Here is a 17,329-nt window from a genome sequence, read left to right on the forward strand (position 1 = left end):
TGGAATAGACCTTTTGACTGTGCCGCCTTAGGTGGTAAAGAAATTCGTTAATAAGAAATGAAAAAAGCCCAACATCCTGTTGGGCTTTTTTCGTATTTCGTTACTAGGCATACATCCTGTAATACCTCACGTCCTGGTGCTTAAACTTATTATTGTTGTTTTACGTTTTGGAACTTCCTGTTCCTGATGAGTTCATCATAGGCAATTCGTGAGATCATAGAAAGACGATAATTTCCTGAATGGATGTAGGAAAAAGCGTACATAGTTCTTTTAAATTTAAAACTTGATTTACCCATCATTGAAATAAAAAATATGAATTTATAAAGAAGTTCTGTTCTTCAATTAAATAAGAAAAAGATATAATGAGTTTATTACTTTATTTCTAAAATAAATTTAAAAACAACAAGGAACGACATGTCTAATCTACCATCAAATCTTTTTCAACCTTTAGTGATCATACTTGCATGCCTTATTATCCTTGTAAGTAAAATGCCTCAGCTAAAATTTAGAAAAACCATATTATTTTTAGCTCTTGGCAGTCTTACTTTAATCTGTGCTTTGGCAATATTTGGCTTCTTTAATTAAGCCTTATTTCTTGCTCTTCTCTATCATTTTTTCAAAGTGTTTAAGGTTTGGATTCAGCATGTCCCAAGCATAGGTCTGGCTCACAAAAACCTCCGCTTTAGGATGATAGAGACTTGGGTCATCCAAAGTACCTGCGCGTATTGAAATCATTTCAGGAACAAGTTCAGGTAAGCCAAAAAGTTGAGAACCACAAGTCGGGCAAAAAGCTCTTTTAATGGGGCGACCAGATGAACCTAAAGTCTCAAAATATTTAAGTTCGCCACTTATTTTCAATTCAGATTGATGAAAAAAAGCGATTGGCGCATAGGCCGAACCTGTTGCCTTTTGGCAATCTCGACAATGGCAATTAAAACTATAACGTGGCTCTGCATCACTTTGATAGCTCACAGCTCCACATAAACATGATCCTTGATATTTAACTGACATGGCTCACCCTATTTTTTTATTGCTGTTATTTGAATATAACGTACATACCCATTTTGATAGAGTTGTTGGCATAACTTTGCAGTCATTTGGATTTTAAAATTTGCCAACCCTCGGTTATGGCTTTGTGCTTGTTGATTTTGAATATACTGTGAAAAACCTAATAATACCTGTTCTGATAAATCTTCGATTTTAATATCTGTAAAACCTTGTTGTTCCAAGGTAGTTCTCAGTATCTCTTCCGTGAGTAAGGCATCCCAAGTGACATCGGCTGCTTTAAGTAAGTAACGATGCTTTTGTTCTTGTAGCATGGTCATGTTGTGACATGAGTCGGCACGCATCAAGTAATGAAAACCTAATCGTCCTTTTGAATTTAAAATGGGAGTAACCGAATCCAGCAATGAATTTAAATGACTGTGATAAGCCGCATCGATACAGAGCACCACATCGAAGCGTTGTTTAAATTCAAATTGTTTTAAATTTAAAAATGAACCACAGAAAATCTGACTTATTTCAGGAATAAATTTTTGAATTTTATTAACACATGAGGCTTGTAGTTCAACAGCACTGAGGCTTTTGGGGTGATAGTGCTGTAACCAGTGCAATAAACTTGCACCCTGCCCACAACCTAAATCTAAGAGATGATCTTTTGAATTTAAATTGACAGCTTGTGCCAAATGATCAGCCAATTGGCGACAAGCTTCACGGTAGGTTTGGGTATTTTTCCAAAAACCCAAGTTTGTCCAAGCAAGCTCTTCACTATCCCCCAAACTTGATGCATCAATTGCATATTTATGAGGGATAAATCGAGAAAGAGCTGCTCGAACTTTTGCTTTCACAATTTTAGTAACCGAGTTCAGGGGCAACTTCGACCTTAGGCTTTAATCCCACGAATGGTAAAGGTGCACCTAAAATTTCAGCAATATGCATCGCAGAAGTCACTGCTGACTCTAAAATTGGCAAACCATCACATGACCATGAACCACAGTAGAATACTTTACGGTTTGGTTCTAAGTGACGTTGTTGTAGCTCTTTGTTTAAAGCAATAGTTTGCGAGTCTACAACTGCACGCGTTAAGGTCACTTTTGAAATGACTTTTTTAGGGTCAATATCAACTACTGGACGCCAAGTTTGGAATACAGGATTTTTACCTACTAGTGATGGCTCAACGGCATTCATCCAAACTGTAAACTGCTGACGAGTAAACTTACGGTCCATCATATAGCTCAGCACTGACCAGTCTTTACGGCGTGGTGGCATTACTGTTGCATCTGTATGAATAACCAAGTCGCCTTGTTCAAAGCGGAACTGTTTAAGTAGATTCATATCTTCTGCAAACTGTTCAGGGTTTAAGAACTCTTCAAGTTTAGATGTCGGTGTCGCCACAATAACGCGGTCAAATGTACCTTGGTCACCTTTTTCATTTTCGACCAGTACTTTTTCACCTTGTAGCTCAACTTTTTTAATTGCCGAACCGCTATGGATATCAATGCCTTTAATTAAGCTGTCTACAAATGCAGGTGTACCGCCTTTCATACGCAACAACATGTCACCATCAGTTAAATGACGCAAAAACTCAAGAAGGTTTTTCGCAGGCCAATCACCAATTGTTTTTGGGTTACATGTACAAATCGTATAAAGCACCGGCATAACTACACCATGCCAGAATACTTCTTCAATATCGTTCTGATTAATAAATTCAGCGAGAGTAATATCTTGATTTTTAGATTTAAAGAACTGGTGAATCGCAGTTTTTAATTGCAGCATCCCTTTTACCAGACGCCAGCCATATTGCTGGATACCTTTACGGTTATTGATAATTGGGAAATTACCAATACGGCTACGAGATGTGGTTAACCATGTTTCAGTACGATCTTCAAATAACCAGCTACAAGACATATAGGTACGAACCGGAAAGGTTTTAATGCCTAAGTGTGCAGCAAGGCTGAGTGTATTTTTCCATAGATGCGGGTTCATAACACGCAATGGTGCATCAATAATCCCACCATCGAACTCAATGCTATGACTGTCCATTCCCCGGCCAGGAAGTGCTTCAAATATCGTGATTGTATGTCCTGCATCTTTCAGAATTCTTGCTGCTGCAAGTCCTGCCATTCCACTGCCAATAATTGCGATATCCAAAATGATGTCCCATTTTTCGAGAATTTTTTTGATTATCACTCATACCCTAAAAAAACACCGTATTAAAAACTACCAGATTTTTATTTTTTGCATCAATTTATATAGAAAAATTTTAAAAGATAAGCCCAAAAGTTTTTCATAAAATTTTACAAAAGAGGATGACTGTATAAAAATCTATATTTTTTAAAAATTTAAAAAAATTCTTTTAAATAAAATAAGATAATTTAACTGTATTTATATCATTCGTTTTACAAGTATCATTTTTTGCGGTATCATGGTGGCATAATAATGAGAACTAAATCACACAAAACAATGCCGACACAATAATGATATCCATCATAAAAACAGAAACTTTACAGCGAAAAAGCCCGCTATTCACACTTGATAGCGGGCTTTTTATTACTTTGCTTTTAAAGATCATTAAGCACAGCTTAGCAATTTATCCTTCTTGCATGATTGAACCGAATTTTCCACGATTAAAATCGTTAATCGCTTCCATAATCTCGGCTTTGGTATTCATGACAAATGGACCATAACCTTCGATTGGCTCATTCAATGGTTGGCCAGTCAACACCAAGAATTTAGTGTCTTCTTCAGCATTTAAGCTAAACTCAACGCCCTCACGAGATAAAATCGCAACAGTTTTGCCTTCAAGACGGTTTGTATCATTGACCACAACCGCACCCTCTAGCACAACAACAAGGGTAGTATGCCCTTCAGGTACATACAGGGTATGTTTTTGGCCTTTTACCAATTTACCGTCCCATACATTTAATGGACTAAATGTACTTGCTGCACCTTTTGCATCTGCATATTCACCTGCGATCACACGCAAATGACTACCGTGCTCGTCTAGTGCAATGTCCGGAATATCTTTAGCTTCAATGGCTTGATATTTTCCAGGGGTCATTTTTGAATGCGAAGGTAAATTTACCCACAATTGCACCATTTCAAAAAGACCGCCATGCTCTGCAAATTCAGGAGAATGGAACTCTTCATGTAACACCCCTGCACCCGCAGTCATCCATTGCACGTCACCGGTTTTAATAGTTCCGCCACCACCACTTGAGTCTTTATGAGTCACTTCACCTTGATAGGCAATAGTAACTGTTTCGAAGCCACGGTGAGGATGTGAACCTACACCTTGTTGTTCAGTGGTTGGTGAGAAGTTATATGGCGCTGCATAATCCAGTAACAAAAATGGGCTTAGGGTTTGGCCTAAACGGTCATAAGAGAACAGGTTATATACAGGGAAACCATCACCAACCCAATGCATGTGGTTATTTTGATATGCACCAAGAAATTTCTTCATCTGATCTCTCCTATATATGTAGGATTTTCTTGAACTGAGATTGATTTTACGCCTCAATAATTGCAGTTTATAGATCAGGATTAGCAACACATTATTGCATTTATGAGACAATCATAAATTTTGATGTTTTGTTGAAGAGATCGTCCTATTTTTAAAATTCTTAATCCTATTTTTTAGACTTAATTACGACAACAAACTCATCTAGCATGATTTTAGGCACTGATGCCCTACTCAATAATTTTTGATTATTCAATTTGATAACATGAGGACATAAAAAATGGCTCAAGATTATGTACGCTTAGACAAGGATAATGCTGCGGTTCTTTTAGTTGACCATCAAGCAGGTTTACTTTCTTTAGTTCGAGATATCGATCCGGATAAATTTAAAAACAACGTACTTGCTGTTGCAAATGCAGCAAAATACTTCAATCTTCCAACAATTTTAACAACCAGTTTTGAAACTGGTCCAAACGGTCCTTTAGTTCCTGAGTTAAAAGAAATTCACCCAGATGCACCTTTTATTCCACGTCCAGGCCAAATCAATGCGTGGGACAATGAAGATTTCGTAAAAGCGGTTAAAGCAACCGGTAAAAAACAACTGATTATTGCAGGTGTTGTAACTGAAGTGTGTGTAGCATTCCCTGCACTATCTGCTTTGGCAGAAGGCTTTGAAGTATTCGTGATTACTGATGCTTCTGGTACTTTCAACGAATTAACACGTGATGCAGCTTGGGACCGTATGTCTAAAGCAGGTGCTCAGCTGATGACTTGGTTCGGTATGGCGTGTGAATTACACCGTGACTGGCGTAATGATATTGAAGGTTTGGGTACATTGTTCTCAAATCATATCCCTGACTACCGTAACCTGATTTCAAGTTACAATCACAACACTAGCCAAAAATAAGTTCTACTGCCAAGATTAGAATGCTTAAGCATTCTAATCTTGAATTTAAATGGGTTGAACGGACATTGATAAGCTCTTTTGATGATTTTTATTATTTCTATTTGGTCGTGAAACACGGCGGCTTTAGTGCGGCCAGTGAGGCCGAAAATATTAGTAAATCCAAGCTCAGCCGACGCATTATTGACCTTGAAAATAAATTTAATGTCAGCCTGATTCAAAGAACAACCCGCCATTTTAAAGTGACCGATTTAGGTCAAGAATTTTACGAGGAATGCTGCAAAGTCATTGCTCAAGTTGAATGTGCAGAGAACGTGTTATTAAAGCAAAAAAGTGAGCCTCAAGGTTTGGTAAAAGTAAGCTGCCCGCCTTTAATGATGCATTTTCAAATTAGAAAAATTTTAAATCAGTTTTTAAAAACCTACCCTAAAGTTGAAATATCTCTTGAGCTAACGAGCCGTCGAGTAGATATCTTGCATGATGACATCGACCTTGCGATTCGAACCAATTTTGAACCGAATGAAGATTCAAATTTAATTGTTCGTGATGTGATTAAAACCGATCATTGTCTGGTGGCTTCGCCTGAATTACTGCAAGATCGCACCATTAAGCATTATTCCGAATTACAGGACTTTCCAAGTATTAGCTTAGGCACACAAAAGCAAAATTATATTTGGCATTTATGCAATATACGTAATGGTGAATCGGTTGATGTGCCTTATCAACCACGAATTAAAAGTAATGACTTGGCAGGTGTTTACTATGCCGTAATGGACGGTTTAGGTATTGCCGACCTTCCTTTTTTAACCGTTGAATCGGAAATTCGTAAAGGAACACTGGTCCATATACTTCCTGACTGGAAGTCGAATATTGGCATGCTACAACTGGTTTATGTGTCCCGAAAAGGCCAACGCCTTGTGGTCGAAAAACTCATTGAAACCCTCATTGATGAGCTTCGTCGTTTACCCGAAAGCCATGAAGGATATTTGCCGACTTAAATAAAAAACCGGTCATGAATGGGCATGACCGGTTTTTTTGTGAAACATCACATGCAGTATAACTGCATGTTTTCGTTCAGAACAAAGCGAACTCGCTTTATCCCTTACTCAGATAAGTCTACGCAGAGGTATTTCATTTCGACATATTCTTCGATGCCGAATTTTGAACCTTCTCGACCTAGACCTGACTGTTTTACGCCACCAAACGGAGCAACTTCGTTTGAAATCGCGCCCGTGTTAATGCCGACCATACCGTACTCAAGTGCCTCACCTACTCGCCATTGACGAGCTGTGCTTTGAGTAAACAAATAAGCAGCTAAACCGAACTCGGTATCGTTCGCCATTGCCACTGCTTCATCTTCAGTTTTAAAGCGGAACAATGGGGCAAGTGGACCAAAAGTTTCTTCTTTAGATACTTTCATGTCTTGCGTTACGCCAGTTAATACAGTTGGTTCAAAGAATGTACCGCCAAGTGCCGAGCGTTGACCACCAATACGAACAGTTGCACCTTTCTCAGTAGCATCAGCAATATGAGACTGCACTTTAGCAATCGCATCTTCATCAATTAAAGGCCCCTGAGTTGAACCTTCTTGACGGCCATCGCCAACTTTAAGCTTAGACACAGCTTCAACCAAACGCTCTGCCAATGCATCATAAATACCGTCTTGAACATAAATACGGTTAGCACACACACAGGTTTGACCGCTGTTACGATATTTACTTGCCATGATGCCCTGAACTGCTTGTTCAAGATTGGCATCGTCAAATACTACAACTGGTGCATTACCACCAAGTTCAAGTGAAAGTTTCTTAATGGTTGGCGCACATTGTTGCATCAAGATACGGCCAACTTGCGTTGAACCAGTAAAGCTTAACTTACGAACAATATCGCTTTCGCATAGGGTTTTACCCACTTCAACTGCATCACCACTAATGTTAATCAAAACATCTGCTGGTAAGCCTGCCTGTAACGCCAATACTTCAAGCGCATAAGCGGTTAACGGCGTTTGTTCTGCCGGTTTAACCAACATTGAACAACCCGCAGCAATGGCTGGACCTGCTTTACGCGTAATCATGGCAGCCGGGAAGTTCCACGGCGTAATTGCAGCTGTAACACCAATCGCTTGTTTAATCACGAGCAGACGTTGGTTTGGCAAGGTAGGTGTTAAGACTTCACCATCAATACGACGCGCTTGCTCGGCAAACCAGCGAATAAATGATGCTGCATAACCAATTTCACCACGTGCTTCTGCCAATGGTTTACCTTGCTCAGCTGTTAAAATCTGTGCCAGATTTTCTTTGTGCTCTAGCATGAGGTTGTACCATGCCAATAACACATCAGCACGCGCCAAGGCAGTTTGCTTTTTCCAAGCAGCTTGCGCTTTTGCCGAACGGTTAATTGCGGCTTCAACCCCTGCACGGTCATAGGTTTTTACCCATGCCAAAGTTTCACCCGTAGCAGCATCATTCACCTCGATATAGTCATTTGATGCAGGTGCTTCTAATGAAATATCAGGATGTTTTAATAAATACTGCAAATTATTTTGAATCATGCAGATTGCTCCATTGCTTTTGCACTACCTGCTTTGAGTGTTGCAAAACCTTGTTTCAAGATATCAAGACCTTGACGGAACTGCTCAGCAGGAATGGTTAATGGATATAAGAAACGAATTACATTACCGTATTTACCACAAGTAAGAAGTAACAACCCGTTTTCCATTGCATAGTTTTGTACAACTTTTGCTTGTTCAGCTGTTTCAAGCTCTACTGCAACCATTGAACCCAATGCACGAATATCAGTTACGACGTCGCCTGTTGCTTGTTGAATATCTTTAAGGGTAGCGACTAACTCTGCACCTAATTCATTTGCACGGTCACACAAGTTTTCTTCTTCGATCGCATCAATAACCGCATGCGCAGCAGCAACCGCAATCGGACTACCTGCGTAAGTACCACCTAGTCCACCTGGGTTTGGTGCATCCATCACTTCTGCACGGCCCACAACACCTGAAATAGGGAAACCGCCGCCCAAGCTTTTCGCCATCGTGATGAGGTCTGCTTTAGTTTCATAATGATTCATTGCAAATAACTTACCAGTACGAGCAAAACCAGATTGAACTTCATCAGCGACAAGTAAAATACCGTGCTTGTCACAAATTGCGCGTAAACGTTTTAAGAACTCGGCTGGCACCACATTGAAACCACCTTCACCTTGTACTGGCTCAAGTACAATTGCTGCTACGTCATGTGGCGCAATATCTTCACTGAAAATATCTTCAACGCTTTCAATTGCCGCATCTACTGAAATACCTTTTGCAGGTACTGGATAACGTGCGTGGAACACACCCGCTGGCATTACACCGAAATCACGTTTGTAAGGTGCTGTTTTACCTGTCATTGCCATGGTCATAAATGAACGGCCGTGGAAACCGTTACCAAACGTGATAATACCGTGACGACCTGTGTAACAACGAGCAATCTTCACTGCATTTTCAACTGCTTCTGCACCTGTTGTGAAAAAAGCTGCCTTCGCAGGACCAGCAATTGGCGCGCGTTCATTAATACGTTCAGCTAAAGCCACATAGCTTTCATATGGCGTAACTTGATAAGCAGTGTGAGTAAATTTAGTAAGTTGTTCAGTCACCGCTGCAATGACTTTAGGGTGGCGATGGCCTGTATTTAAAACTGCAATACCACCAGCGAAATCGATAAATTGGTTGCCTTCCTTGTCCCAAATCGTGGCATTTTCAGCTTTTTCCGCATACCACTGACACATCACGCCTACACCACGTGGAGTTGCTTGCTGTTTACGTGCGTTAAGTGCAGAATGTTGAGTATCCATTTGATTCCCTCATATTTTCATCATCAGTTGCAGCTTTGGTTTTTGCATCCTGTGCTTAATTTTCAGGGTGCTTTACAACGACTGCCTATGCATGTAATTTCGCTCGTCTGATGGCAACTGACGAGAGCCACTTTTTAACTGTAGGAGAGAGCCAATTGCGTAGTTTACTTGGAGATCATTTGCTGCAACGACTCCAACAGGACACTGAAGGGAAACTACATCAACGCCTTTTCCGTTGCCTGCGTGGTGCCATTATTGATGGAGTGATCCAGCCGAAGACTCGTCTACCTGCATCACGCGATTTAGCCAGTGAAATTCATGTTTCGAGAAATACCGTTCTTAGTGCCTACGAACAACTACAGGCCGAAGGCTATTTAGAAGCACGGACAGGACATGGCACATGGGTTGCCGAAAAGTTACCAGAGAGTTTTTTAAATACACAAAACAAGAAAAAAGTAGTTTCTAGCCCAAATGTTCAAAGTTCTTACGCCCTCTCACAGCGTGGCTCAAACTTATTGGGCTATGCCGCAGCCTCGCCACATCAATGGGGAGCCTTTGTTCCGGGAGCACCCGATGTTACCGAGTTTCCACATCATATTTTTAGTCGTATTCAAGCACGCTTAAGCCGCGAACCGGATATTAACCGCCTGATTTATAGCAACGCAGGTGGATGCATAGAGCTCCGAAGTGCGTTGGCAGATTACCTACGTGTTGCGCGTTCAGTCCAGTGCGATGCGGACCAGATTATTATTACCGAAGGCATTCACCAAGCCATTGATTTAGTCTCACGCGCACTGAGTGATATGGGAGATAAAGTCTGGATTGAAGATCCCGCTTATTGGGGAATGCGTAATACGTTACGTATTAATGGCCTCGATATTCAGCCCATGCCTGTCGATGCTGAAGGCATTATTCCTGAAGAAAATCCGGCAGTACCGCCTAAACTCATTTTTGTCACACCATCACATCAATATCCGCTTGGCTCACATTTAAGCCTTGATCGTCGCAGACAATTGATTCAGATTGCACGTCAGCACAATAGCTGGATTGTAGAAGATGACTATGACAGTGAGTTCCGTTTCTCGGGCCAGCCTTATCCATCTTTGCAAGGCTTAGAAAATAACGCACCTGTTTTATATATGGGCACGTTTAGTAAAACTATTTATCCATCTTTAAGAATTGGCTATTTGGTCGTCCCTAAGCCGTTATTTTCATCGCTACGTATTGTTGCGGCCGAACTTTATCGTGGTGGGCACTTGCTTGAGCAAAAAGCCCTCGCTGAATTTATTCGTGAAGGCCATTATGAAGCGCATATTCGCCGTATGCGACTGCTCTATGGTAAACGCCGCGATTACTTGGTGAGCTTAATTCAACGCTATCTTGGCCCCGAATTTATTCATGAATATGACGAAGCGGCAGGATTACATCTGGTTTTAAAACTGCCAAACTCTTGCGATGATGTCGCGATTGCGGCGACTGCACTTGAACGTGGTGTTAAAGTTCGTCCACTGTCTCAGTACTACATGCAGTCGCATGCACATGCAGAGCGTGGTTTACTGATGGGTTTTGCCTGTGTAAATGAAAAAGACATGGTGATGGCTTTTGGTGTCTTGCTCCAGTGCTTACGTGAAGCAGATGTACCCACACTGAATTGATCTTTTTATCTGAGCAAAATAAAAAAGAGCCTCATTGTGAGGCTCTTTTGGTTTAAAAATTTAAACTAACTTTTCTTCATGGCTATGAGTTAAATGGGTTGCACGACGCTCTTTACCCCAACCTAGCTTTTCAGACAACAATCCGAAGAACACAATAATGCCGAACAATGCTGTGGTGTAAATCACTTCTTTAAAATAGGTGCCTTCAATCAACATGGTAAGAATTGCACCAATAATTGCAAAGATCACCACATAGGTTAGGTAAGGAAACATCCACATTTTAAAGTCAATTTTCACACCTTCAGCTTCTAATTTTTTACGCATACGAAGCTGAGAATAAGCAATGGTCAGGTACACATATAGTGTTGCTGCACCTGTTGTTAGCATGAAGAAGTCATAAACATTCATACTCTCTGTTGCAGTTAAAATTACCGCAATTACAGAGAAGAAGCATGACACAATCACACCCACCCAAGGACTGCTTTTACTGTTTACAGAACCAAAACTTTTTGGTGCATCACCACGTTTAGACAACGAGAATAGCATCCGTGAACACGTGTAAAGCGCTGAGTTAAAGCAACTACATACCGATGTTAGAACTACAAAATTTACGATATGGCGCGCACCCGGAATACCAAGTGCAGACAGAGTTACACTATAAGTACCCCAAGTCGAATCTTTTAAAAGTTCATTGTTGTGAGGAATAAGACATACAGCAACGAACATTGAACCAACGTAGAATAAAATAATACGCCAAACCACCGAGTTTGATGCCTTACGAATTTCTTTAGATGGATTTGCAGACTCTGCTGCTGCTACGGTAACAATTTCAGCGCCAATATAGGCGAACATCACCCCAAGCAAGGCGGTAATCACTGACGAACCGCCATTTGGCATAAAGCCTTGAGAGGTTAAGTTACTTATACCAGATGCAGCTGGATTGCCCCAAGGCCACAAATGCATAATGGCTAAACTACCAATCACAAGGAAAACAACAATCGCGATGACTTTGATGAGCGCAAACCAGAACTCGAATTCACCATAGTTCTTGACGTTTTGTAAATTGACAACAACCAGTGCAACAATGACGACGGTCATATAAACCCAGATCGGAATAAACGGGAACCAGTTGTTTAAAATTTTTCCTGCTACATAAGCTTCCCAGCCCATGAGCATCGCCAGCGTACACCAGTACAACCAACCAATTGAAAACCCTGCCCAACGACCAATCGCACGGTCTGCATAAGTTGAAAAAGAGCCACTGTCGGGATTTAAAACGGCCATCTCGCCTAACATACGCATGATGAACCAAACTAGGAGGCCACCTAAAGCATAAGTTAGAAAAACTACAGGGCCGGTGTTGTAGATAATACTGCCTGAGCCAACAAAGAGAGAGCCACCAATAACCCCTGCAATCGAGATCATGGTTAAGTGGCGTGATTTAAGTCCATGTTTTAAACTTTGGGAGTGATTGGCTTCAGAACCATTTTGATGAGCTGCCATATCATTTTCCTTAATATATGGAGGATATCGGCTAGTCTCGGAAATCCTCCGAAGCCAAAAAATATCCCCTAAAAATTTAGCCGTTCTGCCCAATTCCTAAAACAGAAAATTCACTGAGCTTATCCGGCGCTTCCGTATGCATACTTCCAATGGCTTTAATTTGTCGTTTCGGCACTCAAGAAACGAGAGCCATTTTTGTAATAAAAGAGAGAGCCAATTGCAAAATTTATACGCAAAATTGGCCCTTTTTATAGAAGATGCTGGTAAATGGCTTTTTGTTTTTATTTTAATCAGATTGAATTTCTTTAGTTTTGCTCAGAAATTAATAACGCCTTTGTGCCTGTTTCCAAAGCTCTAAATATATGTTTTTGATCGGCTGGATAACAAATATAGTCTCCAACACCCAGCTCAACCGCTTCATCAATTAAACCCACTAAAGCTCGCCCTTCCACTACAATAATATGTTCTACCGAACCAACTGGATGTGGTTCTGAAAGTCGATCTTCGCCCGGTTCAACAATCAATAAATACACATCTCGGCGCGCATGGGGTGGACAGGTCGCCAACAAAATTGCTTTGTAATTGGCAATCTCCGAACTCACCGTTGGCCCATCGCCACAGCGAATGACTTGCACTTGATTGCTCGGTTCTTCCATCAGACGTGCAAATGGAATATTGAGTGCCACACAAAGTGCCCATAAGGTTTCAATACTTGGATTACCTTGCCCTGCCTCTAATTGAGAAAGTGTAGATTTGGCAACACCTGCACGGCGCGCAACCTCTGCCAATGAAAGCCCTGCTCTTTGGCGTTCACGCGTTAAACCTTTGGCAATAATTTCGATTGGCTGAGACATTCATTCTATCCGTTCTATAAAAAAAACGATCGTTCGTTTTGACAAAACAATCAGACTTATTCATTATAATGGAAAATCGTTCGCTATATCATGCCATGACTACATACGCTCTTATTAGAAAACTTAGTAAAGATACTACTCGCTCGATTTTCTTTGTGTGCCTAGCAACGAGTATCGTTGGTATGTCCTTAGGTTCACTCGCCGCAAGTTATGGCTTAGCACTCTGGATCCCACTTTGCCTGTCCATATTTGTGCTCGCGGGAACTGCTGAATTTATTTTTATTGGATTCTTGGCGGTAGGTGGTAGCCCGATTGCGGCTGCAATTGCAGGACTACTCGTCAATTTAAGACATCTACCTTTTGGCATTGCGGTCAATGAACTGATTCGAGGCAAATTCTCTCAATATTTTGGGTCTCATATCATGAACGATGAAAGCGTTTTGTTTGGTATGGCACAGCCTGATTTCGAAACCAAAAAGGCTGCTTACTGGCTATGTGGTATAGGCATCATGCTCAGTTGGCCACTCGGCGTCACTGCTGGTTATTTTATTGGGAGTGCTATTCCAGACCCTAAAACATTTGGCTTAGATGCGATTTTCCCAGCTATTTTAATTGCTCTTACTTTTTCTGCTTTAAAGAATAAGGTGACTCGAAAAGCTGCATTTGCCGGATCAACTTTAGCGTTGATAACCACACCCTTTTTAGCCGCAGGACTTCCGATTCTGATTTCACTTTTTGGCTTGATATGGGGTAGAAAAAAATGAGTCAACAGTTACTGATTATTGTAGGGATAGCTCTACTCGCACTGGGTACGTACAGTATCCGTTTTGCTGGTTTCCACTTAGGTGCCAAGTTTTCATTTTCTGAAAAATACCAAGTTTTACTCTCAAACGGCGCAACCGTTTTGCTCTGTGCCATTGCTGTGACCACTACATTTTTTGAAGGCCAACATTTCGCAGGTTTCGCACGTATATTTGGGGTGGGTTTGGCACTTTTCTTGGTTTGGAAAAAAGCCCCGCTTTTATTGGTGATTTGTCTGGCGGCGGCTGGCACAGCACTGGTACGTTTACTTGGAATTGAATAATAAAAAAGGCGAGATAAACTCGCCTTTTTTGAAACTTTGATTAAAACGGATATACATACTAAAAAAAAATAAATATTTAAATTACAATAAATTAAATAAATATGTTAAATAGTCTGTTAAATTAATTTCTTTATATTTAACATTTTTAAGTATTTCATATACAGAATAGCTGAATGTAATTTTTGATATTAATAAAATAGATTAAATTTTAAATGCATATTGGACACGGTTTATACTCCTCAATGAAAGAGTGGTTGCCATACTCAGTATTTTGCATAAAAAACTATAACCATTTCTAATCAAGATGTACTATCTGTTAAACTACCTGTCATCATTTGATAATGACCTATTTGACCAGACTTATTAAAAATCTCTTTAAAAACAGTTAAATATGATTCATTAGTTTGCTGTCCGTGGTTAATATACAAATCATCATGGATTGAGTGTGAACCATCATTGACCCATGCAAATAACGACTGACAAATTAGCTTCTCATTCCCTTCAAAAAGATCACAAATTTCATCTTTTTTCATACTACCCCACATTGTGAAATAGTTTTCAAGAATTCGACGTAATGTATTCTGAATAGTTAGGTTTGACTGATTATTGGTTTTAATATCTGACCAGAGTAGCTCATAGGCTGAACGAATAGGATTCTCAGAGCATTTTTCAATAGTAGAGCCGCTAGAATTTTTCTTGACCATCCAAAAGGTTTCATCGCCCATGATCTGATTCTGACTTCGTCTGTTATTAAAAGTAATTTCTTTATGAAAATAGACATTATGGGTCAAAACAAAAACTTGTTTAATCAAAGCATTATTAGTGCGAACATGATCAAATACACGCTTTATGAGGCTACTTACAATATAGAGAATATCACTATCTAAACTAGAAATAGGGTCATCAAAGACTACAATTCTATTTTCGGTAATTCCTGATGAAGAATGGGAGCCTTTTATAAGTGAATAAAAATAGAGGAAAGTTATAAATGTCTTTTCTCCTTCACTCAAAGATCGGCTAGCATCATCTCCATTTGCTCGGCAAATTCTATAATGACCTTGTTCATCTACAGGGCTTATATAGAATGAGGTAAAGCCGAATGATTTGAGAAGATCGTTTATTTCATTTACTGTCGGTATTGTTGACGTAGCTTTCTTTTCAAATACTTTTAGTTGAGCTTCTAAATTGCCTAAAATTTCTCTTTTTTGTTTTAAGCTATTGTTCATTCCATTAATGGTAGATTCGAGTCTCGTCTTATTTTTTAAATAACTACTCAAGTCACTATCTAACTCATTTATAATGTATTTCCAAACTTGATTTGTAAGGTTTTGCTTTTCAGTCGAGAGGTTCTGGACAACTTGATTGTGGAGCATAATCTTTTGATTTACATCTTGGATCATACCTAAGATTTTACTAATAATAGGTTCTAATGGTTCTAGAGAAACTTTTAGGCTCGGTTCTGACAATTTCCTTTGTAAGATACCTTTGTTCCGCTCCAAACGCTCATTGAGTATTTGAGCTTCTGCTTGAAAAAGGTCTATTTCTAAAAAAGGTATATTTTGACTACTTATGAATTGAATTGCATTTAATACCATTTCAGATGTATCTAGATATTGACTAAATATTTGTTCAACAATGCCTATTTCCTGCTCATATGTTTCACTAAAAAATTTAAGTAATTCATCAGAAAGACTTGGCGAAGTTATTTGTTGGCAAAAAGGGCATTGGGGATAACTTTTTTCAAAATGTTTACGTCCATGTTTAACCCAATCACTATTACCTATAGTTTCTATAAGCTTAGAGATATTAACATCTTGATTACCAATAATTATTCTTTGCAAAATCGGGTTGTTTTCTACTTCGATAAGTGTAGCAGCATTAAAAACTGGAATAAAATTGTATCTTTCGACGTTACGTGAAAATATTGTTGAGGCTTTCTCTTTTAACTCTTCTAATGATAAAAGAATTGATTGATTGATTTGTTTTTCCAGTAGAACTTTATCTTTAAATCTTTCCGCACTATTTCTAAATCCAGTAAAAGCATCCTGAAAATACGAGTCATACTTTTGTTTTTTTTTCCAACATTTTGCTTGTATTTCAGGGTCTAATGCTGCTCTCTCAGCGACTTTACCACCTTGGCTGGCTTCACCATTAAGTTGAATATTTAACCTACGTATCTCATCCTTTACTTTATCGATTTGTGGACGTAATAAAGCAATTTGACGTTCTGCCTCAACTTGATCGTCACCTAGGGTAAAAACTCCTTTAACGGTATTTTCTTGATTGAAATTACGATCAATAAAATCTTTATTATAGACGAGAGTTTTTATTGGTTCTCCACCAAGCCATTGAAGTAAACAATGTGTGTAGCCTGATGATTGATCTATGATTCTACCAATTGTAGATTTTCCGGACCCATTTGCCCCAAATATAAAATTTATTTGCTTTAACCCATCTAATTGTGTTGGTACACTATAAGTAGCAACATTATTTATATAGACTCCAGTAAGCATAGATTTCCCTATTTTTAATTTGCACGATTTAAAATTTATTTTTTTAGATTATATAGTTACATACAAATATCATCTACTAATTTTAGAAATATAAAATCGTCCCATAATAAATAACGGTCGTTTTCTTACATTCGGAACAAGATTCTGAAATGATTTAATTTTTGCTATCCCGTATAAGGTCTTAGATATGAATCGATTAACTTTTATAAACGGTGCGATTGTTTCTGCGACTGATGTTCGCAAATCTTGGAGCAAAATTGTTCAATGTGTCAAAGATAGTCATAAACCTGTTTTTGTTTATACGAAGAATGCGCCCGAAGCTGTTGTTCTGAGTTTTGAAGAATTTCAAAAAATGCAGGAAATTATTGAAGCTGTCCGGCGTGAACAGCTAGGACAACAAATGGTTTATGATCTTTTGGATATTAATCAGCTCACTGGTCAACCGATCAAACACATGCTTTTGAACCCAAAAGGTGTATTTGAAGAAGTAAATGGACAAGAAAAATAGCTTTTTGAG

General features: G+C 39.3%; 15 protein-coding genes. 6 read left to right on the forward strand and 9 right to left on the reverse strand.

Annotation, left to right across the window (positions count from 1 at the left end; translation table 11 throughout):
* Positions 1-588 precede the first annotated feature (588 nt).
* The 4 genes from GO593_RS05160 to GO593_RS05175 all read right to left on the reverse strand — a co-directional run bounded on the left by GO593_RS05160 (position 589) and on the right by GO593_RS05175 (position 4,462).
* Positions 589-1,011 (reverse strand): GFA family protein, encoded by a 423-nt coding sequence (locus GO593_RS05160; protein ID WP_000114353.1) that lies wholly within the window; start codon positions 1,009-1,011, stop codon positions 589-591.
* Positions 1,012-1,019: 8 nt separating this feature from the next.
* On the reverse strand, positions 1,020-1,847 hold the full coding sequence (locus tag GO593_RS05165) for an SAM-dependent methyltransferase (protein ID WP_000645062.1): 828 nt from the start codon (positions 1,845-1,847) through the stop codon (positions 1,020-1,022).
* A gap of 4 nt (positions 1,848-1,851) precedes the next feature.
* Positions 1,852-3,150, reverse strand: coding sequence for an NAD(P)/FAD-dependent oxidoreductase (locus GO593_RS05170; RefSeq protein WP_000350212.1), 1,299 nt, complete (start codon positions 3,148-3,150; stop codon positions 1,852-1,854).
* Positions 3,151-3,589: 439 nt separating this feature from the next.
* The gene (locus tag GO593_RS05175; RefSeq protein WP_000713961.1) at positions 3,590-4,462 is read right to left on the reverse strand and encodes a pirin family protein; all 873 of its coding nucleotides are present in this window, start codon (positions 4,460-4,462) and stop codon (positions 3,590-3,592) included.
* 277 nt (positions 4,463-4,739) lie between these two features.
* Here GO593_RS05175 and ycaC point away from each other — a divergent pair, with 277 nt between their 5' ends.
* Together ycaC and GO593_RS05185 are read left to right on the forward strand one after the other, a co-directional pair.
* Positions 4,740-5,366 (forward strand): isochorismate family cysteine hydrolase YcaC, encoded by a 627-nt coding sequence (ycaC, locus tag GO593_RS05180; RefSeq protein ID WP_000046156.1) that lies wholly within the window; start codon positions 4,740-4,742, stop codon positions 5,364-5,366.
* A gap of 20 nt (positions 5,367-5,386) precedes the next feature.
* Positions 5,387-6,361: a LysR substrate-binding domain-containing protein gene (locus GO593_RS05185; RefSeq protein ID WP_000912180.1), complete on the forward strand. Its 975-nt coding sequence runs from the start codon at positions 5,387-5,389 to the stop codon at positions 6,359-6,361.
* A gap of 104 nt (positions 6,362-6,465) precedes the next feature.
* Here GO593_RS05185 and GO593_RS05190 read toward each other — a convergent pair whose 3' ends face one another.
* Together GO593_RS05190 and gabT are read right to left on the reverse strand one after the other, a co-directional pair.
* Positions 6,466-7,914 (reverse strand): NAD-dependent succinate-semialdehyde dehydrogenase, encoded by a 1,449-nt coding sequence (locus GO593_RS05190; protein ID WP_000615686.1) that lies wholly within the window; start codon positions 7,912-7,914, stop codon positions 6,466-6,468.
* Positions 7,911-9,203: a 4-aminobutyrate--2-oxoglutarate transaminase gene (gabT, locus tag GO593_RS05195; RefSeq protein WP_000380899.1), complete on the reverse strand. Its 1,293-nt coding sequence runs from the start codon at positions 9,201-9,203 to the stop codon at positions 7,911-7,913. The genes GO593_RS05190 and gabT overlap by 4 nt, the downstream gene beginning before the upstream one ends.
* Before the next feature lie 155 nt (positions 9,204-9,358).
* Between gabT and pdxR the strand changes: the two genes are divergently transcribed.
* A complete protein-coding gene (gene pdxR, locus GO593_RS05200) occupies positions 9,359-10,858 on the forward strand; it encodes a MocR-like pyridoxine biosynthesis transcription factor PdxR (protein WP_002135142.1) in 1,500 nt (499 codons plus the stop codon).
* Positions 10,859-10,918: 60 nt separating this feature from the next.
* Here pdxR and GO593_RS05205 read toward each other — a convergent pair whose 3' ends face one another.
* Together GO593_RS05205 and GO593_RS05210 are read right to left on the reverse strand one after the other, a co-directional pair.
* Positions 10,919-12,361 carry an amino acid permease gene (locus tag GO593_RS05205; RefSeq protein ID WP_000718865.1) on the reverse strand — a complete coding sequence of 481 codons (1,443 nt, stop codon included), beginning with the start codon at positions 12,359-12,361 and terminating at the stop codon, positions 10,919-10,921.
* 305 nt (positions 12,362-12,666) lie between these two features.
* Positions 12,667-13,215 (reverse strand): helix-turn-helix domain-containing protein, encoded by a 549-nt coding sequence (locus GO593_RS05210; protein ID WP_000081859.1) that lies wholly within the window; start codon positions 13,213-13,215, stop codon positions 12,667-12,669.
* Between the two features lie 68 nt (positions 13,216-13,283).
* Between GO593_RS05210 and GO593_RS05215 the strand changes: the two genes are divergently transcribed.
* Together GO593_RS05215 and GO593_RS05220 are read left to right on the forward strand one after the other, a co-directional pair.
* Positions 13,284-13,979, forward strand: a complete 696-nt coding sequence (locus GO593_RS05215; protein ID WP_002147673.1) for an AzlC family ABC transporter permease — start codon at positions 13,284-13,286, stop codon at positions 13,977-13,979.
* The gene (locus GO593_RS05220; RefSeq protein WP_000082714.1) at positions 13,976-14,299 is read left to right on the forward strand and encodes an AzlD domain-containing protein; all 324 of its coding nucleotides are present in this window, start codon (positions 13,976-13,978) and stop codon (positions 14,297-14,299) included. Before GO593_RS05215 ends, GO593_RS05220 begins: the two co-directional genes overlap by 4 nt.
* A gap of 299 nt (positions 14,300-14,598) precedes the next feature.
* Here the strand turns inward: GO593_RS05220 and GO593_RS05225 are convergent, their stop codons facing one another.
* Positions 14,599-16,812, reverse strand: a complete 2,214-nt coding sequence (locus tag GO593_RS05225; RefSeq protein ID WP_000955310.1) for an AAA family ATPase — start codon at positions 16,810-16,812, stop codon at positions 14,599-14,601.
* A gap of 187 nt (positions 16,813-16,999) precedes the next feature.
* Here GO593_RS05225 and GO593_RS05230 point away from each other — a divergent pair, with 187 nt between their 5' ends.
* On the forward strand, positions 17,000-17,320 hold the full coding sequence (locus tag GO593_RS05230; protein ID WP_001081101.1) for a type II toxin-antitoxin system Phd/YefM family antitoxin: 321 nt from the start codon (positions 17,000-17,002) through the stop codon (positions 17,318-17,320).
* Positions 17,321-17,329: the final 9 nt, after the last annotated feature.

It is taken from the genome of Acinetobacter baumannii, from assembly GCF_009759685.1.
In the GTDB taxonomy this organism is placed as follows: domain Bacteria; phylum Pseudomonadota; class Gammaproteobacteria; order Pseudomonadales; family Moraxellaceae; genus Acinetobacter; species Acinetobacter baumannii.